Here is a 19,293-nt window from a genome sequence, read left to right on the forward strand (position 1 = left end):
ATTATTGTTCGGCGAATTATCCGTCAATCTGTACAGATTTCGTCAATATGAGAGGCCGCCATGGCGGAGGACGATCATCTCTATTTCAGCGCCGACGAAGCCGCCGAGCATCTCGGCGTGTCGCGCGCGACGCTGTATGCCTATGTCAGCCGCAAGGGCATCCGCTCGGAAAAGGCCGCGAACGCCAAGGAACGCCGTTACTGGAAAGCCGACGTGCTGGCCGTGCGCGCGGCGAAGGGCGCGCGCGGCATCCGCACCACCGAGGCGAGCGGCATCAGCGCGGTATCGGCGCTGACGCTGATTACGCAGCAGGGCGTGTTCTATCGCGGCGACAGCGCCGCCGAGCTCGCCGGGCACGCCAGCCTGGAGACGACCGCGAGCCTGCTGTGGAACGCGGACGAAGCCGCGGTCTTCACCTCGCGCCTGCCGCGTCTGTCCGGCCGCTTCGGCAAGGTCGCGGCACTGTTCGATCACGATGGCCTCGCCGATCGCGCCAGCGTGCTGTTGCCGGTGCTCGAGGCCGACAATCCGCGCTCGTTCGATCTCTCGCCGCTCGGCATGGCGATCACCGGCGCCGATCTCGTGCGCGCCGTCACCGCGATCCTGCTGCGCCGGACCAAGGTCGGCGCCGAACCGATCCACGTCCAGATCGGCAAGGCCTGTGATCTGTCGAGCGAGTGGACCGACCTCGTGCGCCGTATCCTGGTGCTGTCGGCCGACCACGGCTTCTCGCCATCCGCCTATGCGGTGCGCGCCGCCGCCAGCGTCGGCGTGACGCCTTATCGCAGCGTCGCCGCCGGCCTTGCGCTGGCAGCCGGCCGCTACTCGGCGTTCGGCCGGCTCGATGCGATGTCGCGCTTCATCGACGAGCTGACCGCCACCACCGACCCGCAGAGCGTCATCGTGCGGCGGCTGCGCGAGGGCGAAGAACTGCCAGGTTTCGGCAATGTCGACGTCTATGCGACCGCGGATCCGCGCGCCCAGGCGCTGCTCGCGCAGCTCGACGCAGTGTGCGGCCGCGACCAGGCGTTTCGCCGGCTCAAGGCCGCAATCGCCGTCGTCGGCGACATCAAGGGCCTCAAGCCTGACTTCGCCCTGCCGGCGATGTTCGTCAACCGCCGCATCGGGCTGAACGCCCAGGACTTCATCTGGCTGCTGGGCCGGACGGTCGGCTGGGTCGCTCACTCGATCGAGCAATCCCAGCTCGGCCCGCAGGCCCGCGCGCCCTACACCTATATCGGCGAGCTGCCCGGCAAGGACTGATCAACGCCGCTGCCCGCGCGGCGGAATGGGCGCCATGCATGCTCCGCGCGGCGCAGTGTCGAGAACTCGACACCCATGGGCGGAAATCCGCGCTAGCCTCGACGCGATCGGCCGCCATGGCGGCGGATCACCGGAACCATGCGATGACGCTTCATACCGAAATGCCCGACTTCGGATCCGCCCATTCGCCGAAGTGGCGGATCGCGACAGAAGGGCTCGATGCCGCCGCGCGGCAGATGCTGCTCGACCGCATGCGGTCGATCTCCTATGACGCGCGCGATGCGCTGTTCGACCAGGGCGAGCCCAGCGACACCCTCGTGCTTCTGACCGACGGCCGGGTGCGGCTGTCGCAGACGCTGGACAACGGCGAGGAATTCACCTTCTGCATCACCACGCCCGGCACGCTGCTCGGCCTCGCGGCACTCGTCACCGGCCAGCCGCGCATCCTGTCCGCCACCGCCATCGAGCCGGTGACGGCGGCGCTGATGACGCGGACCGACTTTCTCCACTGCCTGACGGCGCTGCCGCGCTTCCACTGGAACGTGACGCGCCTCCTGGCGATGCTGTCAGTGGAGAGCATCGAGCGCAGCGGCCCGATGGCGCTCGACAGCGCCGCCGTGCGCCTCGGCACCACGCTGAAATCGCTGGCGCGCCCCGAAGATAGCGATCCCGACGGGCGACGCCTCGCCGTCGCCGGCCTCAGCCAGGGCGAACTCGCCCGCATGATCGGCGTCAGCCGCAGCTGGGTCGCGATCGCGCTGGCCCAATTCGAGCGTGACGGCCTGATCGCCCGTCAGCGCGGCCGCATCGTCATCGTCAGCCTGCCGCGGCTCGACGGCTTCATCACCGCGGCGCGCAACGCCTGAGCGCGGGATCGCCAGCCGCGGCATCCGTCAATCAACACCACATCCGCCACCTGGCAAGGAAACGCCATGACCGTCTACATCGTCGCCCAGCTCAAGTTCACCGAACGCGCCCGCTACGACCGTTACCAGGCGCGCTTCTTCGACGTGTTCCGCAAGTTCAACGGCAAGCTGCTGGCCGCCGACGACAAGCCGGTCGTGCTCGAAGGCGACTGGCCGCGCGACAAGATCGTGATGATGGAGTTTCCGGACGCGGCCTCCGCCGACGCCTTCCACGCGTCGCCCGAGTATCAGGAGATCGCCATCGACCGCAAAGCGGGCGCCGACGCCGTCGTGCTGACGGTCCGCGGCCTGCGCTAAGGGCAAACCGCCTCTCTCCCGATCGCCGCCATCAGCATCATCTGCTATGCTGTATGGCCGCAACAGATACGGGCGCGAATGCGAATGAGACGCCGTACGTTTATCTCACTCCTCGGCGGCGCGGCGCTGGCGCCGCTCGCCACGAGGCCGGTCAATGCCGATACCCTCGAAGGCTGCGGTCTGCCAGCCGCACGCGAGGACGGCTGGCCTGCCGTCACCGCTGACGACGCGTCCGTCGACCGCAGCGCGCTGTGCACGATGGCCGACCGGCTCGCGGGCGACAACGATCCTCACATCCATGGCGTAGTGGTAGCGCGCGGCGGCAAGCTGGCGTTCGAGCGCTATTTTCCGGGAGCTGACGAAATTCCCGGCCGCATCTTCGGCCACCGCATCGCCGACGTCGCGTTCGATTCCGACACGCTGCATGCCATGAAGTCGGTGTCGAAGAGCATCGCCTCGCTCGCGGTCGGGATCGCGATCGACCGCGGGCTGATCCCGGGCGTCGACGAACCGCTGTTCAACTTCTTTCCCGAGCTCGCCGACCTGCGCACGCCGGAGAAGGATGCCCTCCGGCTGTCGCATGTGCTGACCATGTCGCTGGGCCTGCGGTGGATCGAGGCGACGGCGGCCACCGGAGACTTCGACAACGACGAGGCACGCATGAACATGGCGCAGGATTCCTGCCGCTATGTCCTTGGCCTGCCCTCGACCGCACCGCCGGGACGGGAATTTTTCTACAACACTGGCGCGCTGACGCTGCTGTCGACCATCATCCGCAAGGCCACCGGCCAGCCGCTCGATGTCTTCGCGCGCGACAATCTGTTCGCGCCGCTCGGCATCACCACCGTGGATTGGGCGCGGGTCAAGGGCGACACCGATGCCGGCGGCGGCTTGCGCCTGCGGCCCCGCGACATGGCCAGGATCGGCCAGCTCGTCCTTGCCGGCGGCCAGTGGAACGGCCGCCAGATCGTGCCCAAGGCCTGGATCGAGGCCTCGACGGCGCTGCAGATCACGGCGACCGACGGCATGTCCTATGGCTATCTCTGGTGGCTCGGCCGCACCCGACTTAACGGTCGTGAGCTCCAGTGGGTCGGCGCGCTCGGCCGCGGCGGTCAGTCGATCCGCATCGTCCCGGAGCTTGATCTCGTGGTCGCGGTCACAGCCGGCTACTACCAGGACTACAGCCCGCGCGCCTTTCAGGCGCAGTACGGCGTTTTCAGGGATGTGGTGCGGGCGACGTCACCCCGGGGTCTGGGGGAACGCGGACGGTACATTCGCCCCTGAAATCAGACGTCAGGCAGTCGGTGCGGCATGTCAGCGATGGGCCAATTTCGGAAGTCCGCCAAATGTCGTTTCTTTGGTCGTCGAAGACCACCAAAGAAAGACCGCCTCGCGGCGGTCTCTCCGGGGCAACCAGTACTTTTGATCAAGCAGCTCGCTTGAACGCCTCCCGTGCCGCCTCATTGGCGCGATCGAAGGCAGCGCGCGTTTCCGTCAAAGCTGCCATAAGTGCGGACCATGACTGGGTCCCGGCCTGGTTCAACTTCTCCAGTTTTTTCTCCGCCTCGACTGCATCTGCGTTCATACGCTTCACGGCGGCGTCGATATCGCCGCGACGCTCAGAAGCGAATTTTTTGGCGTCGCTGCCAAGTTTGTCGGCCGCTTCGCGCCACGCTTTCAATTGGGCATCGGCTTGATGCTTAAACGTCGCCTGCTGGTGCTCGATTTGCTTGCCGAAGCTCTCGACATATGTCTTGACCTCGGCCTCGAACGAGCGCCAGTCATCCTCCAGTTTTGCCTTTGCTTGGATCCAGGCCGCTTCGCTGGCTTCCGACTGCGTCTTCATGGTGTCCCGGAAGTTGTCACGCTGCTTGCGCAGTTCAGCCAGAAACTTCTCAGCCGTGTCGCGGACATCGGCCTGCACCTCGGCTACCTTGCCTTCAAGCGATGTCACTGCGGCGTCCATTTCATCGAGACGCTCCTTGGCCCAAATTGTGAAGAAGTGGAGATTGCTTTGCGTTACCATTTGCTTGTCTCCTCGCACGCCACCTTTGCTAATTAACATGCCGCGCCGATTTATCTTTGATGCAAGTCAACGTCCAAGAAGCTACGAGATCCGAAATGGGTCATGAGCAGACATGTCGGGCGCGCATCCATTTCCACCCACATCAAGCGCCTTCTGATTGCGGTCGGCATGCGGCCCGACCGGACAGGTAGGGACCGCCCATCAGTACTTTCGCTCGCGCCCCAAACGAGGAGACATTCGTCGACAAGGGTACGAAAGTGTTGGTGCCTCCAAAAACCGGCGACGCATCGACGCCGGGGAACCCAACATGCTACGTTCGATCAGTTTGAGGCCAATTCCAGTTGTCTTGAAGTCTCCAATTGCGAGCACCATGAGCACAAGACCTCCCATTTTTCTGCATGCCGGCACTGTCCTTTGGACGCTCGGCGTTCTGTCCCCAATCTCATCGGCTATCGCCGCGTCCGCACCATCTGAGTTCAGGCCACACCTAGGGTGCTACGAAGAAAAGAATGACACCTCTGGAGCCTACATGCAGGGCTTCTGCCTGTTGGATCGCGGTGTTTTATATTCGTACAGGATGGGACATAGGGAAGGCTTCGGAGCATGCGGAAAATATAATGTCCGCACTCGCACTAGGATTATGTTTTGGTGGCCGGGCTCCTCGGATGGAGCGCTCGTTCGCGATCCTGACGTCGGTGATAAGCTGATCAAAGGGACATGCACGTGGCGTGCGGACAAAGTTGACGTTTTGATTCTCTCGAACTGCGAGATGGAGGGCGAATGGAGACGCATCGCCGACGACAAAACCCATTTTAGCCTGAAGGAATGCACGCCACCTTCGCCTGCGGAAGCCTTCGTTTCTGCGGCCGGATTTGGCGATCTCACCACTCTGCAGAAGCTGCTCGCGAGGGGCGTCAACGTCAATGCCGTAGGCGACGGCAACGGCGGCACAGCGCTGATGGCCGCCTCACTCAACCGTCGGACCGATGTCGTTCGGGCTTTGCTCCGCAAAGGCGCCAACGTCAATGCGAAGGATAACCTCGGTCGTACAGCGTTGTTTTGGGGCGCCTCATATGGTCCGCTTGATATCGTTCGAGCCCTGCTTGAGAAAGGTGCTGATGTCAACGCCACGAACGATGACACTATCGGTACGCCACTCACGGCGGCATCTTTTGCCGGCCACCTCGATATCGTTCGCGCCTTGCTCGATAAAGGTGCCGACGTCAACGCCAGGGGCAACAAGAACGGTGGTACGGCGCTGATGGCGGCTTCTGAGCAAAACCACATTGATGTCGTACAAGCGCTCCTCGAAAGCGGTGCTGACGTTAATGCCAGGGGGAGCGATGGCAGAACCGCGCTGAGCGTGGCGAAAGATGACGAGGTTAAGGCCGTTTTGACCCAGGCGGGCGCCACACCATGACGGCCTGATTTTCCTGATTTTGCCTCCCGCCGCGGAGGCCACTACCTAGGGCAGACCGACAATGACCTGAGGTTACTTCGCTTGAGTACGCGACCGACAACTGCTTCTTGCCCATCGCATCATTTGCTGCGGCTGCGCAAAGGTGGTCGGTATCGGTGCAAAGCGGGCATCGCCTACTTTTTATGAATACACGGCCTAGAGCGCGTTCGCTTTTGATGGAATCACGAACGCGCTCTAGTTATTTGTTTTGACGCGTTTTCTTCACGCGAACCGGTGCCCGCTTCGCTCGAAAACGCTCCAGGGCCTTCAAGATCCGCTTGATTGCTGCAACTGACCATCAACGCAACATCACCCCGCCAGCGCCCGCACCGCGGCGATCCCCGGCAAGAAGAAATACGCCCCGCCGCGCACCCGCACGAAGGGTTTCGGCCGCTGCAGCACGAGGTTGGTCGGCCGGCGCTGGATGACGATGGCGCCGTCGTCGACCTGCGCATGGCCGATCGGATCGCTGCCGACATAGAGATCGCCGAAATGGCGGTTGTTGAGCCAGGAGTGCTGGATCATCTCGAACTGCCCGGCGATATCGGCGTTGAGGCAGAGGAACAGCAGGCCGCGCGTGTCGGCGCCGTTGCCCGTCGCCGGAACGAAGCGCTCGCCATACATCCGGCCGCGGCGGATGATGCGATGCATCTTCGACAGCCGCAGCGCGGTGTCGGGATCGGGCCCCTTGCTGTCGCGCGGATTGGCGCGGCGGATATGCGCGCCGACCGGGCACTGCAGGCCGAAGCGATCCTCGAAGTAGTAGAGAAAGTCGTTGCCGCCGCTGTGACGGGCCACCGGATCGGACGGATCGCGGCTATGCGGCGGGGCGAGCGCCAGCGGCTTGCCGGCGCGGGTGCGGCCGACGAGACGCGCGGCAACCCACTCCTCCTTGTCCGCCGCGGCCTCGGTGCCGCCGAGTAGCGACGCCGCCTGCGCCACGAAGGCCTGAAAGGCTGCGACATCCTGCTCGAGCTGGCGCAGCACCAGGTAGCTGCCATTGCGCTTGAGCTCGGAAGGTCCCGCGCCGGTCGCGCGCCCCCGCCGCTCGTTGGCGTAGCCGAACACGAACTCGCCGGCCTTGACGTGATGGATGCGCCGGTCGTCCGGCGTCGCGCGCCGCGCGCGGGGCGAACCTTCGATCACCGGCTGCGAGATGCCGTCGGTGTAGCCGAAGTGCTCCTTGCGGTCGTCATAGACCTCGCCCTGCAGCAGGCGCGGATCGTCGCCGCCGGTCGCGGTGACGCGCAGCGGCTCGGCCGCCTCCGCCATCGCCGCCAGTTCGTCCCCGACCAGCGACGTCAGCGCCAGGCGGTCGGGCGCGAACAGCATCAGCATGCCGTCGATCTCGGCATGGCCGTTCCAGCCGCCCCATGCCCAGGTCGCCGGCGAGCTGTCGCCGAGATCGCCGAGCAGGTTGGTGCGGCGCGACGGCCCGGTCGTCGCATCCGGCGGCGGCGCCATGCCCTCGACGAACTCGACCGAGAAATCCTTGAGCGCCGCGGCGCCCACCGGCAGCTGGCCGAGGCCGCGCGCGGTGAGCGCGAGGTTGATGGCGTGGCGCGCGCTGCCCGTGGCGAGCTTGAGCGCGGCGAGATGCGGCCCGGCGCTGCCGTTGTCCGCCTCGCCGTCGCCCTGCCCGGCGCGCATCAGGCGGCTGGCGAGCTCCCCGAGCCAGCGCCGCGCGGCGTCCGACGACTGCGGGCGAAAGCGAAACAGCACATAGGCCGACAGCGGCAGATGCGGATAGCCGCTCAGCACCAGGCCCTGTACGTCGCCCCACTCGACCTTGTCCATGTCCCCAAACCTTCCTGGCAGTCCGCTACAGCCGCTGGAACACGGCGTCGACCTCGCTCGGCGTCAGGTCCTGCGACAGCGACTGGCGCAGCGAGGTGTTGGCGTTGACGTTGACGACGCTCAGCGTCGGAAAGGCGCTGTACCACACCAGCGTCTCGATCTGGCTCTGCCGCACATAGGCCTTGAACGGCTGCTCGGCCTGGGCGCCACGCCAGAAAAAGAACTTCGTCGGCGGGAAGCCGTAGCGCTTGCCGGCAGCATGGACGAAGGTGTTGCACCAGATCGCGTTCAGCCCCTTTACCGCGGCGAGGTCGATGAACTCGTTGAGATAGCTCTCCCACGCGCCGCCGAAATTATCCAGGAACAGCAGCCGCTGCCCGCCGTCGATCAGCACCCAGCGCGCCGACAGGATGGTCGGGATGCCGCCGAGCTCGCCGCGGTTGAACCAGAACCGCGCCAGCAGGTTCACCGCATGCAGCGCCAGCCATACCAGCAGGCGGCGCAGCACGCCGGGCTTCACATAGGTGAGGCTGGCGAGATGGTTCTGGTAGACGTTGATGCCGCCCTCCTCGCGGGCGTATTTGCGGGCGTTGGCCTGCGCCCGGGCGATCAGCCCGCCCGCATCCGCGAACGTGCTGGCATCGCGCAGCTCGCTGAGGCGGATCAGCAGGAACACGGCGACGCCGACCACATAGGCGGCGAGGATGCCGAGCACCGCATAGATCATCGCCACGAAGCCCGCGGCGAACAGCGCGCGCAGGCTGCCGGCGAGGTGATCGCCGAGCACCAGCGGCGTCTGCCGCGCCACCACCAGCAGCCCCATGACGCAGGTCAGCACCATCAGGTACTGGATGACGTCGAGCGCGGCACGGCGCAGCCGCTCCGGCCGCGCCTTGAACGGCTTCAGCGCCACCGCGAGCTTCAGCGAGGTGGCGACGTGCTGCAGCACGGCCAGCACGACGCCCGTGCCGAGCGCGGCGACGATCGCGGTCGCAACAGCCGCCAGCGCCGCGCGGTCGGGATCGGCGGGGGGCCGCTGCTCCATTCCGGTGATGATCATCACCAGCACCGATCCCGCCATGAACGCCAGCAGCGCTGATCGCAGGATCACCGCGAGCTGCAGCGGCACGCTGAGCCAGAACGACTGGTCGCGCGGATCGCGCGTCAGGCTGCTGAGGATCAGTTCGACCACCCGCACCGCCGCCCAGATCACGGTGACCCCCGCGAGATTGGGCAGCGCCGGGCGCAGCGCCTCGATGAACGGGCCGATCCACGGCAGCGCCGCGGCGACGGCATCGACCACGCCCGCGCCCTGCCGGCCGGCGGTGTTGATCGACTGGGTGATGACGTCATAGAGCGGCCCGGGCCGCAGCGACGGCATGAGCGCGGCGACGATCGCGCCGAGCGCGCAGGCGATCAGCAGCAGCACGCCGCCGGCGACGGCGGCGACGACCGGGCGCGCGGTGACCTCCCAGGGCAGCTGCGGCGGATCGGCTGCCCAGCGCCGCGCCGGATCGGCGCGGATGAACTCGGTGCGGATGGCGTCGAGGAAGCCGCCGATCCGCCCCGGCAGGCGCTGCGCCGCGCGATAGCGCGCGCCGAGGAACGCCACCACGCCGGAATGAACCGCGCTCTCGTCCCTGACCTGCGCCGCCGAGCGGCCGGGATAGCCGCAAAAGTAGGTATCGGCACCGACGTCATGGCGCTCGAAATATTCCTGCACCAGATCCGGCGCGGTCATGCCGGCGGCCGGATAGCCGACGCAATGGTGGAACGCGGCATGCAGCCCGGTCGGCGCGATGCGCAGCAGGTCGCGGAGGAAATCGGCGCGGGTGCCGTCGAACGTCGCCTCGAACACCAGACGCGCCCCGAAGTCCGCTTCCGCCTCGAGGATGACAAAGCTGCAGAAGTGCAGCGTCGCGACCTGATCGAACGGAAACAGCGGCTGGCAGGCGAGCCGGCCATTGGCGAAGTCCGGCGACGGCTCGGCATTGGCGCGCAGGTAGTGCCGGCAGGGCTCGACGCCCGCCGCATCGAGCGGCGCGATGATGGTGACGAAGCTCGGCATCACGCGGCTCCGCGATCGGCGGTACCGGCTTCTTGCCCTGACGCGCCGTCTTCTCGCGAACCGGGATCCACTTCGCTCGAAAACGTCACCGTCAGGCTGCGCGGCGCCGGGCCTTCATAGCGTACCTCGCCGGCCTCGCCCGGGGCGCGGGCCAGCGCCGGCAGGCGCAGCAGCGCCCGCGCGATCTGAAGCAGCACGATGTCGGCGATGTAACGGCCAAAGCAGCTGCGCACACCGACACCGAACAGCACATAAGCGTCCTGCGGCCGGTCGGCGCGGAATTCCGACGGCGCCGGCACCTTCTGCGCATCGAACATCGCCGCCAGCGGCGCGGCGATCACCCGCGTGCCGCCGGGCACGATGCGCGCGCGCGGCGTACCGCCGGCGATCACCGTGTCGCGCGGGCAGTCGCGCACCAGCAGCGGCAGCATCGGGCGGAAACGCAATGCCTCATAGACCAGCTGCTGCAGCGCCGCAGCGGCGGCGGCGTCCTGCGGAGCGCGGTCGAGGCGCGCGGCGGCGTCCCGCGCCAGCTGCAGCCCGTGCGGATGCGCCAGCAACTGATCGACGGCATGCGCGGTGGCGCGCACGATGGTGGCGCCGCCGGTGGCGATGAGGCCGGTGAGATAGCGGCGGATCCAGTCGTCGTCGAACCACGCCGGCTGACCGCCCGCGGCCTGCAGCCGCACCAGACGGGTCAGCAGATTGTCCGGCAGCTGCGCGCCGCGGCCGGCCGCGAGCATCGCCCGGCAGGAGGCGATTTGCGCCAGGATCTGCTGGGTCACGCCGGCCATCGCCTCGCGCGAGCGCGCCCACGGCGCGGAGCCCGCCGGCGGATTGACCATGATGATCCCTGCGAGGTCGGCCATGGCGTCGGCCATCTTCTGTGCGCTGCCATTGAGCGGCGCGACGCCGAAATAGTCGGCCGCGATACGCACCACCACCGGCTCGGCGAGCGCGGCCACCACATCGATCCGCCCGCCGTCCGCCTGCCTGATCTGATCGTCACAGATCTGTGTGACGAGCGCGGTGATCGCCTGCCTGTCGTCGTCCAGCCGCACCGCGCTCTGCAGCAGGCCGCGTTCGACCGCATGCTGCTCGCGCCAGTCGATGGTCATGATGAACTGGCCCCAGGGCATGCCGGGCTCGATGACCTGCGCGAGGTGGAAGTCGTCGAAGCGTCCGAGCACCTCACGAACGTCGTCGGCCTTGGTCAGCCACAGCGTGCCGCGGACCAGCGCCAGCGGCCGCACCCGCCGCAGCAGCGCGAACGCCAGCTTGAGCGGCAGCATGTGGCAGAAGGCGAGGCACAGCAGGCGGTAGACCAGCATGGCGAGCCGCGACGGCGCGGCCGGCGCGCCGTCCGATGGCGCAGCGGAAGTGGCGACAACGGGCGTGCCGAACACGGCGTCGACCTTCGAGACATTGCTCATCACCTGATCCTCAAACCCCTGCCTGAAATCCACATCATCAAATCACATGCCAGTATCACCGCCATGATGCCGCGGCCCGCGCGCATGCTAAAAAAGAGCGTGATGCGCACGATCACCACAGGCTGAAAACGCGCGGTGCCGTGGCACGCTATCATCGCGGCTGCGCGACGGCCAAGAGCGCGCATCCCTGCAGCGGCCGAACGCCGCGCGGTTTGCGGCGAAGGGTTGCCGAGGCCTCAACGGCCTCCGCCACGCATCTGGAATGACGATGAAAAACAACGCTGTGCCCCTGTCGACCGCGGCCTTTTCGGCACGGCGTTTCGCGGCTACTGTCCCCTCGTCCGACGCCCGGTCTTTGGTCACGCGAGCGGCGCTTCGGTTCAACGCCGCACGAGCCGCCCCGCACAGGGCACCACCAGGACGATGCCTCAGGACACCACCCGCCTCGACAGCAAGGTCGCCTTTCTCAGCGGCCATCCGATGTTCAGCGACATCGATCGCGGCGCGCTGGTGCAGCTGTGCCACTACGCCAAGACGCGCAAGTACCGCAAAGGCGCCGTCGTGTTCTCCAAGGGCGATCCGGGCGACCGGCTGCTGGCGGTGATGAGCGGCACGGTGAAGATCGGCATCTCGGCGGCGAGCGGCCGCAGCACCATCTTCAACCTCGTCGGCGCCGGCGAGCTGATCGGCGAGATCGCCTTCCTCGACGGCTCGCCGCGCACCGCGGACGCGGTCGCCAACTCCGCCTGCGAGATTCTCTCGTTCGACAAGCGCGACTTCCAGCCGTTCATGGCGAGCCAGCCGGCGCTGCTGCTGAAGTTCATCGACCTGCTGTGCCGGCGGCTGCGCTGGGTCAGCCAGCATGTCGAGCAGATCGGCCTGCCCGACCTGCAGACCCGCCTCGCGCGGACCCTGATCCGGCTCGGCGCGCGCGATCCGTCCGCGGCGGCGAACGGCAAGGTCGCGGTCACCCAGCAGGAGCTCAGCGAGATGATCGGCATGTCGCGCGAGAGCATCAACCGCCAGCTCCGCGCCTGGGTGGCGCAGGGCTGGCTGCAGCTCGGCCACGGCCATGTGATCGTGCGCGACCACGCGGCGCTGCAGGCGACCGCAGCCGAGGACGCCCCGGCCGGCTGACCGGCGCGGCTCAAGACCGACAAGCCTTTGAGATTTCATCTTAATTCCCTACATCGCGGCGGTGCCGGGCGGTCTGGCGCGGATCCTGCGCCGCGCCTGCCTCCACACCCCGCGCGATAGGAAAAATCCTAATCCGACGAGTCTGTTAGCAAGTGTGAGCCAGCTCACATTCGCTGCCCGGGATTTGCTCTAGTGTGCTGAACGCGAAGTTCCTGCGATTGTGCGGCAGGCTCATTCAGGAACTTCGCGTTCATAAAGCACACTAGAAATATAGAGTTGCTAGTGTCCTGATCGGTTCGCAAGTTCGTACGGAGGTTGCTGCAAATGCAGCGAACTTGCGAACCGGGACACTAGGTCAGGGTCTGCAATGAACCTGGAGGCCCCCATGACCTGGCATCCTCTCCCGACGGACAGCGACCGATCCGGCGACGCCTGGATCGTCGGCCTGCTCGCGAGCTGCAGCCTGGCCGCCGTGATCCTCGCGCTGGTGATCGCCACCCGTCCGCACAGCGGCAGGCTCGCCTCCGAGATCGCAGCGGCCGAATTTCCGGTCGTGCGCGCGGCCCCGGATACCGCCGCCCCCGGCCCGCGGGGACCCACCCGCCTCGCCGCCCGGCAGTAAGCAGACACCGGACGGACCCGCCCGGACCTCGGAACGACGACGCTCACAACAACAACCCCGCCGCACACAGGCGACGAGCATTCGGGAGCCCCGTCATGCGCAACGATCTGAACGCCAACGCTCCGCAACTGACCGATCAGGCGCTGTTCTGGCCGACTTTCCTGGTGTTCGCCGCCCTGCTGGTCGGAACCTATGTGGTCACCGCGCCGCCCGGCGGCGACATGATCGAAGCGCTGTTCTCCGGATCGGGGCCTTCGACCGCCGTGAGCGCGCTCAAGGTGGCGCTGCTCGGCGCATGAGGGGATCGGGGGCGTTCAGCCGCATGGCCGCGGCCGGTTTCGGGAGTGACACGTGTTGAGCAACAAACTGGACAAACGGCTTAGCCATGAAAAGAGCCCGCTCACCGATCGGGCGATCTTCTGGCCCGCCTTCATCATCTTCGTGATGCTGCTGATCGGACTCTACATCATCACCTCGCCGCCCGGCTCGGAGGTGGTGCGGTTCCTGTTCAGCACCTGAACTCAAGAGCCGGCCGGCGCGTCGCGCGACCTCTCCGCACGCGCCGTCCGGCCCGGCAATGACCCCGCGAAGATGGCCCTTCGCAGGTCAGGTCCGGCATCCGGGATGGCCTCCACCCCGGATGCCGGACAAACGACGCCGGAGCCCGATGCAGTCCCACCACTGCACCGGGCTCTTCTTTTTTTTCGCGTGGCGCGATCAGGCGCATCGTTGCGGCCGAAACACGCACGATGCCGCGGCGCGGTGGAGGAACATCCGTTCGCTCGCAGACAATGATTGACTGCCATCGGCATTGGGCATTCAATATTGCAAGTGAGTTCAGATCCCGGGCCGACTCGATGTTCGCGCGCTTGAGGATGCTTCTGGTCAGATGGATCAGCCCTTCGCCGGCGCGGACGTATGATGATTGCCCGTTCGATCCCGCCGAACTGGCGCGGCTGATCCGCCGCGGCCATCACGCCGATTTTCTCCACATCGCACGGGTGCTGTCGGCCCGTACCGCGCCACCGCCTGCCGCACCGCCGCCACGCCGTGGCGGCGGCCGCTCCCGCTCCAAGCTGCCGCAACCCAAACTGCCACAGTGAATGCCATGTGCCCGGCGACCACCGCCGAATCCATCAGCTGCCTTGTCGGATGACCAGCGCTTTCGCGCCGCCCGCCGACATCTGGTCCGACTGGATCCTGCATCACCGCAGCGGCGACGATCCGGATGATGCCGTCGTGCGCGCCAACCTGACCCGCTCCGCCGATCGCGTGCTCGACGGCGCGGCGCTCGGCCCGGACATGGTGCTCGCCGACATCGGCGCCGGCGAGGGACTGGTGGCGTTCCGTGCCATCGAGCGCATCGGATCATCGCTGCAGGTGATCCTCACCGATATTTCTCCCGCGCTGCAGGCCCATGCCGAGGATCTCGCGATCCAGCGCGGCGTCCACGGCCAGTGCCGCTTCGTCGCCGGCCCCGCCGACGACCTCGCGCCCATTGCCGATGGCAGCGTCGATGCGGTCGTCACCCGCGCGGTGCTCGCCTATGTCACGGACAAGCCGGCGGCGCTGGACGCGTTTCACCGCATCCTCAAGCCCGGCGGCCGGCTGTCGCTGGCGGAGCCGGCGCTCCATGACGAGGCGTTCGAGGTGATGGCGCTGAAGCAGCGGCTCGAGGCTTCCGCGCAAGCGGGCGAGAAACCCGATCGCATCCTCGAACTGATGCACCGCTGGAAGTCCGCATACTACCCTGACACCCCGGCGGCGATGGCCAACAATCCCATCACCAACACCACCGAACGCGATCTGTTCCGGCTGGTCGCGGCCGCCGGCTTCGCCGACACCCATCTCGAGCTGCATCTCGACGCCGCGGAGAGCCGCATCACGTCATGGAAGACGTTTCTCGACATCGCCCCGCATCCCTGGGCGCAACCGCTGCGCCGGCTGCTGGCCGAGCGCTTCACCGCCAAGGAGCGCGTCGTGTTCGAACAGACGCTGCGGCCGCTGGTGGAAACGCAGCGCCTGCCCGCCACCAGCCGCATGATCTATGTCACAGCCACCAAACCCGGCGCCGAACAATAAGCCTTTCCCAACAGGGGCCAGCCATGTCCCCTCGCCCGGTCTCGCCGGACGCGTTGCGCGCGTTCGCCACCGCAGCCTGTCGCGCCGCCGGCCTGCCGGAGGACGATGCGTGGCTCAGGCCGCGCTGTGCTGCAGCCGGCGGCGCGCCGAGAGCAGCGCGATCAGCGGCATCTCGACGATGCGGCTGAACAGCAGTCCGGAGCCGATCAGGGCGGCGAGCATCACGACGAGCGTCACAGGCTGCGGCAGCAGCATCGCGAGGCCGGTGGCGAACAGCGCCTTGGCATAGACCGACAGCAGCGGCAAGTGCACGAGGTAGATCGAATACGATGCGTCACCGATGGCGTCGAGCACGCGCGGCGCCCGCAAGCCGTGGGCGCGTTCGAAACTGCAGGCGCCGAGGATCGCGATCGCGCTGCTGAGGCCGAACGCCAGGATCGCCGCATCGGCGGGCCACGGCTGCGCCGCGAGCACCTGATGCGCGCCGGTGCCGAGGAAAACCAGCGCGCCGGCGACGGCGACGAGGCCCGGCGCCGGGCAGCGCCATGTGCGATGCAGATAGGCGGCGGCGATACCGAACATGAACAGCAGGTTGTTGGCCGACAGCACCACGCGTAGCGCCGAGTCGCCGCCGCCGGCAAGGGTGTGGACGAGGCAGGCGAGCTGCCAGCCGATGAACAGCGTGACGCCGATGCGGGCATTGAGAATGCACACCGCGAACACCAGATAGAACAGCACCTCGTGCTGCAGCGTCCAGGCGACGCTGAGCACCGGCTCGCGCTGCACCGGCAGCAGCAGCACCGAGGCGACGATATGACCGAGATCGCGTTCGCCGACCGTGCCGAGCGCCGGCGCGGCGAACAGCGCCGCCAGTAGCGCGGCCAGCACCACCCAGTAGGTCGGATAGACGCGGACCAAACGTTTGGCGGCAAAGCGGCGGACGCGCTCGGGCATGCCGACATCTGCCGCATGGATGTGGGCGATGATGAAGCCGCTCAGCACGAAGAAGAACTGCACGCCGGCATTGCCGAAGCCGAGCAGCGGCGAGAAGGCATGGGGAAAATACTTGTCGACGCCCCACAGCGAGTTGTTGAGGTGGAACAGCACCACGCCGACGGCCGCAAGGCCGCGTCCGATCTGCAGCGCGCGCAGCGGCGAGGCGCCGGCCGGCGCCGCTGCGATGTTCGCCGCCGGCGCGCGATCCGCGCCGTGCCGCAAACGAAAATCATGTCGCGGCGCATGCAAGGTGCGCGGCGCGTGGGTGGCGTGTCGCATCGGACTGCTTGGCGTGACGGGCCCTGTGCCCAGTGTCTCACGACCCTATCGCGGACGCCGTGGCCCCGCCAAGCGACATCCCCGTTCATCGTAAACGGACGGAGAAACAATCCGAAATAAAACCAGAGGGTTAGGAAGGGTAAGTGCTCACCGCCCCGGTCCGCCGGGGCGGTGAGCCGCCCGGTCAGGGATCGACGCTCTCGATCTGGCGGTTCACCATCAGCGCCACCACTGTGCAGATCGCTCCCGACAGCAGATAGGCGCCGGCCGAGAGCAGCCCGAAGCGGCTCGACAGCAGCAGCGCCACCAGCGGCGCGAAACCCGCGCCGAACAGCCAGGCGAGATCCGAGGTGAGTGCAGACGCCGTATAGCGATTCTGCAGTGCGAAGCTCGACGCCACGGCGCCCGACGACTGGCCAAACGACAAGCCGAGCAGCACGAAGCCGAGCACCATGAACAGCCCCTCGCCGACATCGCCGCCGTCGAGCAGCTGCGGTGCGAAGCCGCTGAACACCGCGATCGCCACCGCGGAGACCGCGAGCAGGGTGCGGCGGCCGTAGCGGTCGGCGAGCATGCCCGAGGCGATGATTGCCAGCACGCCGGCGACCGCGGCGATCGCCTCGATCACCAGGAAGCGCGCCGGCCCCTGGCGGGTGAACAGGAACACCCAGGACAGCGGGAACACCGTGACCATGTGGAACAGCGCGAAGCTCGCCAGCGGCGCGAACGCCCCGATCACGATGTTGCGCCCCTCGGTGCGCAGCGTCTCGCGCACCGTCGCCGGCTGCAGCTCGCGGCTCACGAACAGCCTTTCGAACTCCGGCGTCACCACGATGCGCAGCCGCGCGAACAGCGCCACGACGTTGATGGCGAAGGCGACGAAGAACGGATAGCGCCAGCCCCAGTCGAAGAAATCCTCCGACGACAGATTGGCGACGAAGAACGCAAACAGCGCGCTCGCCACCATCAGGCCGAGCGGCGCGCCGAGCTGCGGGATCATCGCATACCAGCCGCGGCGCTGCTGCGGGGCATTGAGCGCCAGCAGCGAGGCGAGACCATCCCAGGCGCCGCCGAGCGCGAGACCCTGGCCGATCCGGAATGCGGCCAGCAGGATCGCAGACCACACGCCGACCTGGTCGTAACCCGGCAAAAAGGCGATCGCCACCGTCGAGGTTCCCAAAAGGAACAGCGCGATGGTCAGCTTGACGCCGCGGCCATGGGCGCGGTCGACCGCCATGAAAATCATCGAGCCGAACGGCCGCGCGACAAACGCGAGTGCGAAGATGGCGAACGACCACAGCGTGCCGGTCAGTGCATCGAGATGCGGGAACACCAGCCTCGGGAACACCAGCACGGAAGCAATGGCGTAGACGAAGAAGTCGAAGAACTCGGAGGTGCGGCCGATGATGACGCCGATCGCGATCTCGCCGGGATTCACCGCGCCATGGCTGGCCGTGTGCCCTGCGCCCAGCGGCGATGACGGCAGCGCCGTGGTGTCCGTGCTCATGCAAACTCCTTCAACATCAGTGCGACCGCCCGGCATCAGCCAAACGCCAGCGCAGCGCCGATCTCTGCGACCGGCACCGTCACGTGGCCGCTCGCGCCGGACCAGATCCGGCGGGCAGCCTATCGCCCTATCTCGCCGATGCGGCGCGTGGCGGGGATTGGGCAAATTGTCCAATGTCGGCTGTCCGGCCCGGTCGGTAGCGGTGGAGTGCAATCTTCATCATCGACAGGACTCAAGGTCGTGACCCGTTTTCGCCTGCTCGCCCTGCTGCCGCTCGCGGCGCTCCTCTCCGGCTGCGACGCCGTGGTGCTGAACCCCTCCGGCGACATCGCCCTGCAGCAGCGTGACCTCGTGGTCATCTCCACCGTGCTGATGCTGCTGATCATCATCCCGGTGATGAGCCTGATCGTGCTGTTCGCCTGGCGCTACCGCGCCTCCAACACGGCGGCGCGCTATGAGCCGGACTGGGCTCACTCGACACAACTGGAACTGGTGATCTGGTCGGCACCTCTCCTCATCATCATCTGTCTCGGCGCCATCACCTGGATGGGCACCCACCTGCTCGACCCGTTCCGCCCGCTTGGCCGTGTCGCCGAGAACCGGCCGATCGCCACGGAAGCGACGCCGCTCGAGGTCGAGGTTGTCGCGCTCGACTGGAAGTGGCTGTTCATCTACCCCGAGCAGGGCATCGCCACGGTGAACGAGCTCGCCGCCCCGGTCGACCGTCCCATCAGCTTCCGCATCACCGCCTCGTCGGTGATGAACTCGTTCTACGTCCCCGCGCTCGCCGGCCAGGTCTACGCCATGCCCGGCATGGAGACCAAGCTGCAGGCGGTGATCAACAAGGCCGGCACCTATGGCGGCTTCTCGGCCAACTACAGCGGCGCCGGCTTCTCCGGCATGCGCTTTGCGTTCCACGGCCTGTCGAACGGCGATTTCGACAAGTGGATCGCGCGCGCCAAGGCTGACGCAGGCAAGCTCGACCGCCCGACCTATCTCGCGCTCGAGCGCCCGAGCGAGAACGTCCCGGTGCGCCGCTACGGCACCGTCGAGGCCGGCCTGTTCAAGGCGATCCGCAACATGTGCGTCGAGCCCGGCAAGATGTGCATGAGCGAGATGATGGCGATCGACGCGCGCGGCGGCCTCGGCCTCGAAGGCCTCAAGAACGTGCTGGCGCTGCAGTATGACAAAAACGCCCGCCGCGGCACCCCGCCCGACGGCGTGCGCACCTATGTCGCCGGCATTTGCACGCCCGACGACACCGACGGCTCCGCCAGCGCGACGCCGCTGCGCCCGCGCAGCGCGACGCCGATCCTCGGCCTCGGCCTGCCGCGCCCCGACGCCACCCCGTTCCGCTTCGACAGCTCCGCGCGAACCTCGCGCGCGGCCACCAACTCCTGA

The 19,293-nt window shown here is 67.1% G+C and carries 18 protein-coding genes; 12 read left to right on the forward strand and 6 right to left on the reverse strand.

Annotated elements, in window-relative coordinates; translation table 11 throughout:
• Positions 1–60: 60 nt before the first annotated feature.
• The 4 genes from AB4Z37_RS19250 to AB4Z37_RS19265 all read left to right on the forward strand — a co-directional run bounded on the left by AB4Z37_RS19250 (position 61) and on the right by AB4Z37_RS19265 (position 3,770).
• Complete coding sequence (locus AB4Z37_RS19250; RefSeq protein ID WP_211963123.1) at positions 61–1,263, forward strand: citrate synthase; 1,203 nt, start codon at positions 61–63, stop codon at positions 1,261–1,263.
• 143 nt (positions 1,264–1,406) lie between these two features.
• Complete coding sequence (locus tag AB4Z37_RS19255; RefSeq protein WP_441518348.1) at positions 1,407–2,129, forward strand: Crp/Fnr family transcriptional regulator; 723 nt, start codon at positions 1,407–1,409, stop codon at positions 2,127–2,129.
• A gap of 66 nt (positions 2,130–2,195) precedes the next feature.
• Complete coding sequence (locus tag AB4Z37_RS19260) at positions 2,196–2,486, forward strand: DUF1330 domain-containing protein (RefSeq protein ID WP_441518349.1); 291 nt, start codon at positions 2,196–2,198, stop codon at positions 2,484–2,486.
• An 84-nt stretch (positions 2,487–2,570) separates the two neighbouring features.
• Positions 2,571–3,770 carry a serine hydrolase domain-containing protein gene (locus AB4Z37_RS19265; RefSeq protein WP_441518350.1) on the forward strand — a complete coding sequence of 400 codons (1,200 nt, stop codon included), beginning with the start codon at positions 2,571–2,573 and terminating at the stop codon, positions 3,768–3,770.
• A gap of 142 nt (positions 3,771–3,912) precedes the next feature.
• On the opposite strand, the gene AB4Z37_RS19270 is transcribed toward AB4Z37_RS19265, so the two are convergent.
• On the reverse strand, positions 3,913–4,512 hold the full coding sequence (locus AB4Z37_RS19270; protein WP_441518351.1) for a hypothetical protein: 600 nt from the start codon (positions 4,510–4,512) through the stop codon (positions 3,913–3,915).
• Between the two features lie 769 nt (positions 4,513–5,281).
• On the opposite strand from AB4Z37_RS19270, the gene AB4Z37_RS19275 reads away from it, so the two are divergent.
• Entirely contained in the window at positions 5,282–5,932 is a 651-nt protein-coding gene (locus tag AB4Z37_RS19275) for an ankyrin repeat domain-containing protein (protein ID WP_441518352.1), read from the forward strand.
• A gap of 348 nt (positions 5,933–6,280) precedes the next feature.
• Here AB4Z37_RS19275 and AB4Z37_RS19280 read toward each other — a convergent pair whose 3' ends face one another.
• Genes AB4Z37_RS19280 through AB4Z37_RS19290 form a run of 3 tightly spaced genes read right to left on the reverse strand, consistent with a single transcriptional unit; the run spans position 6,281 to position 11,269 of the window.
• Positions 6,281–7,768, reverse strand: a complete 1,488-nt coding sequence (locus AB4Z37_RS19280; protein ID WP_441518353.1) for a Dyp-type peroxidase — start codon at positions 7,766–7,768, stop codon at positions 6,281–6,283.
• Positions 7,769–7,793: 25 nt separating this feature from the next.
• Positions 7,794–9,836 (reverse strand): hypothetical protein, encoded by a 2,043-nt coding sequence (locus tag AB4Z37_RS19285; RefSeq protein WP_441518354.1) that lies wholly within the window; start codon positions 9,834–9,836, stop codon positions 7,794–7,796.
• Positions 9,836–11,269 carry a cytochrome P450 gene (locus AB4Z37_RS19290; RefSeq protein WP_441518355.1) on the reverse strand — a complete coding sequence of 478 codons (1,434 nt, stop codon included), beginning with the start codon at positions 11,267–11,269 and terminating at the stop codon, positions 9,836–9,838. The genes AB4Z37_RS19285 and AB4Z37_RS19290 overlap by 1 nt, the downstream gene beginning before the upstream one ends.
• A gap of 423 nt (positions 11,270–11,692) precedes the next feature.
• On the opposite strand from AB4Z37_RS19290, the gene AB4Z37_RS19295 reads away from it, so the two are divergent.
• The 6 genes from AB4Z37_RS19295 to AB4Z37_RS19320 all read left to right on the forward strand — a co-directional run bounded on the left by AB4Z37_RS19295 (position 11,693) and on the right by AB4Z37_RS19320 (position 15,110).
• Positions 11,693–12,406, forward strand: a complete 714-nt coding sequence (locus tag AB4Z37_RS19295; protein ID WP_441518356.1) for a Crp/Fnr family transcriptional regulator — start codon at positions 11,693–11,695, stop codon at positions 12,404–12,406.
• A 385-nt stretch (positions 12,407–12,791) separates the two neighbouring features.
• Complete coding sequence (locus AB4Z37_RS19300) at positions 12,792–13,028, forward strand: hypothetical protein (protein WP_441518357.1); 237 nt, start codon at positions 12,792–12,794, stop codon at positions 13,026–13,028.
• A gap of 95 nt (positions 13,029–13,123) precedes the next feature.
• Positions 13,124–13,327, forward strand: a complete 204-nt coding sequence (locus AB4Z37_RS19305; protein WP_441518358.1) for a hypothetical protein — start codon at positions 13,124–13,126, stop codon at positions 13,325–13,327.
• A gap of 55 nt (positions 13,328–13,382) precedes the next feature.
• A complete protein-coding gene (locus tag AB4Z37_RS19310; protein ID WP_441518359.1) occupies positions 13,383–13,547 on the forward strand; it encodes a hypothetical protein in 165 nt (54 codons plus the stop codon).
• A 356-nt stretch (positions 13,548–13,903) separates the two neighbouring features.
• Positions 13,904–14,131 (forward strand): hypothetical protein, encoded by a 228-nt coding sequence (locus AB4Z37_RS19315; RefSeq protein WP_441518360.1) that lies wholly within the window; start codon positions 13,904–13,906, stop codon positions 14,129–14,131.
• A 49-nt stretch (positions 14,132–14,180) separates the two neighbouring features.
• Positions 14,181–15,110, forward strand: a complete 930-nt coding sequence (locus AB4Z37_RS19320) for a class I SAM-dependent methyltransferase (RefSeq protein WP_441518361.1) — start codon at positions 14,181–14,183, stop codon at positions 15,108–15,110.
• A gap of 114 nt (positions 15,111–15,224) precedes the next feature.
• On the opposite strand, the gene AB4Z37_RS19325 is transcribed toward AB4Z37_RS19320, so the two are convergent.
• On the reverse strand, positions 15,225–16,385 hold the full coding sequence (locus AB4Z37_RS19325; protein ID WP_441518362.1) for an acyltransferase family protein: 1,161 nt from the start codon (positions 16,383–16,385) through the stop codon (positions 15,225–15,227).
• Positions 16,386–16,569: 184 nt separating this feature from the next.
• Entirely contained in the window at positions 16,570–17,892 is a 1,323-nt protein-coding gene (locus tag AB4Z37_RS19330) for an MFS transporter (RefSeq protein WP_441518363.1), read from the reverse strand.
• A 240-nt stretch (positions 17,893–18,132) separates the two neighbouring features.
• On the opposite strand from AB4Z37_RS19330, the gene cyoA reads away from it, so the two are divergent.
• On the forward strand, positions 18,133–19,293 hold the full coding sequence (gene cyoA, locus AB4Z37_RS19335; protein ID WP_441518364.1) for a ubiquinol oxidase subunit II: 1,161 nt from the start codon (positions 18,133–18,135) through the stop codon (positions 19,291–19,293).

The sequence above is a fragment of the Bradyrhizobium sp. 2TAF24 genome (assembly GCF_052115025.1).
Taxonomy (GTDB): domain Bacteria; phylum Pseudomonadota; class Alphaproteobacteria; order Rhizobiales; family Xanthobacteraceae; genus Bradyrhizobium_A.

Coding starts and splice junctions, on each gene's coding strand:
- AB4Z37_RS19305 (WP_441518358.1), top strand. CDS start 13,124: ATGCGCAACGATCTGAACGCCAACGCTCCGCAACTGACCGATCAGGCG.
- AB4Z37_RS19330 (WP_441518363.1), bottom strand. CDS start 17,892: ATGAGCACGGACACCACGGCGCTGCCGTCATCGCCGCTGGGCGCAGGG.
- AB4Z37_RS19290 (WP_441518355.1), bottom strand. CDS start 11,269: ATGAGCAATGTCTCGAAGGTCGACGCCGTGTTCGGCACGCCCGTTGTC.
- AB4Z37_RS19300 (WP_441518357.1), top strand. CDS start 12,792: ATGACCTGGCATCCTCTCCCGACGGACAGCGACCGATCCGGCGACGCC.
- AB4Z37_RS19315 (WP_441518360.1), top strand. CDS start 13,904: ATGCTTCTGGTCAGATGGATCAGCCCTTCGCCGGCGCGGACGTATGAT.
- AB4Z37_RS19295 (WP_441518356.1), top strand. CDS start 11,693: ATGCCTCAGGACACCACCCGCCTCGACAGCAAGGTCGCCTTTCTCAGC.
- AB4Z37_RS19285 (WP_441518354.1), bottom strand. CDS start 9,836: ATGCCGAGCTTCGTCACCATCATCGCGCCGCTCGATGCGGCGGGCGTC.
- AB4Z37_RS19255 (WP_441518348.1), top strand. CDS start 1,407: ATGACGCTTCATACCGAAATGCCCGACTTCGGATCCGCCCATTCGCCG.
- AB4Z37_RS19320 (WP_441518361.1), top strand. CDS start 14,181: ATGACCAGCGCTTTCGCGCCGCCCGCCGACATCTGGTCCGACTGGATC.
- AB4Z37_RS19280 (WP_441518353.1), bottom strand. CDS start 7,768: ATGGACAAGGTCGAGTGGGGCGACGTACAGGGCCTGGTGCTGAGCGGC.
- AB4Z37_RS19250 (WP_211963123.1), top strand. CDS start 61: ATGGCGGAGGACGATCATCTCTATTTCAGCGCCGACGAAGCCGCCGAG.
- AB4Z37_RS19260 (WP_441518349.1), top strand. CDS start 2,196: ATGACCGTCTACATCGTCGCCCAGCTCAAGTTCACCGAACGCGCCCGC.
- AB4Z37_RS19275 (WP_441518352.1), top strand. CDS start 5,282: ATGGAGGGCGAATGGAGACGCATCGCCGACGACAAAACCCATTTTAGC.
- AB4Z37_RS19325 (WP_441518362.1), bottom strand. CDS start 16,385: ATGCGACACGCCACCCACGCGCCGCGCACCTTGCATGCGCCGCGACAT.
- AB4Z37_RS19265 (WP_441518350.1), top strand. CDS start 2,571: ATGAGACGCCGTACGTTTATCTCACTCCTCGGCGGCGCGGCGCTGGCG.
- AB4Z37_RS19270 (WP_441518351.1), bottom strand. CDS start 4,512: ATGGTAACGCAAAGCAATCTCCACTTCTTCACAATTTGGGCCAAGGAG.